Origin of the sequence: Bacteroides sp. An269, assembly GCF_002159755.1 — a bacterium.
Taxonomy (GTDB): domain Bacteria; phylum Bacteroidota; class Bacteroidia; order Bacteroidales; family Bacteroidaceae; genus Phocaeicola; species Phocaeicola intestinalis.
This window is the reverse complement of record NZ_NFJG01000238.1, coordinates 1-874: the sequence shown is the minus strand read 5'-3', so window position 1 is coordinate 874 and position 874 is coordinate 1. Positions and strand designations below refer to the sequence as shown.

At 50.2% G+C, this 874-nt stretch carries 1 protein-coding gene; it reads right to left on the bottom strand.

What is annotated here, in order from left to right; all coding sequences use genetic code 11:
* The coding region (locus B5F71_RS19515; RefSeq protein ID WP_087213660.1) for a PD-(D/E)XK nuclease family transposase at positions 1 to 809 on the bottom strand (809 nt) is incomplete at its 3' end.
* Positions 810 to 874 lie beyond the last annotated feature (65 nt).

The window sequence follows — 874 nt, the reverse complement described above, 5'->3', positions numbered from 1 at the left end:
CCTTCCCGCATCGCGTTCTCCACTCGGTCCTGCATGTCCTCCTCGTAAATACGGCTCACGTAGAAACGGTCTACTGCCTTATCATAAGCCACACGGTTCGCTTCCGACAAGTTCGCTACGGCAGCCAGCCGTTCCAGATGCTTGAACACCTGTTCTTTCAGCGCATCCGGCATTCTGTTCCATTCGTTCATATTCTTCAGTGCATAGATTAGTTTGTCATACAATGTCTCGCATTCCTCCAGCTGCTTGGTAAAGTAAGGGAACTGCAAGTATATCTGCCGGAAATGCGGGTTCACCGTCCGTCCGTTCTCACGGTCTGCCACCACCGTGTCCGTACGGAACTTCGGCTCTAACTTCCCTTCCTTGAAGTTCATCAGGAATATCCCGTATACGGTTGAGAGTTTATAGCGGTCACCGTAGCGGGGCGGTGTCTCATTCACCGTGTCTGTTACGTTGTCATTCCTGCCGATCGGCAATTCCACTTCATCCGTTATGGGACGTTCTATCAACCGGCTGATGGCACGGCACACGTAATACAGCGTGCGATCCAGAAAATTACTGTGCCACCGGTTCTGCATCTCCACGATGATGTATTCCCCGCCCGAAGTCAGGCAATACAGGTCGAAGATGATTCCCCTGTCGTTTACGTTGTCCGAATTGTCTTCCTTGTCGATGAACGTCAGGTCTTCAATGTGATGCTCCCCTGCCAGCAGCTCGTTCAGCAAGGTAATGAGCAGTTCCTTGCTGGCAGGTTGCCCGAAGATGATCTTGAAGCCGATATCCGTAAACGGGTTCACGAAATGCGTCATGTATCTTTCTCTTCTTTTCATGCCTCAAAGATAGGAATACTTGGGGAGATTCACAAATTTGTATA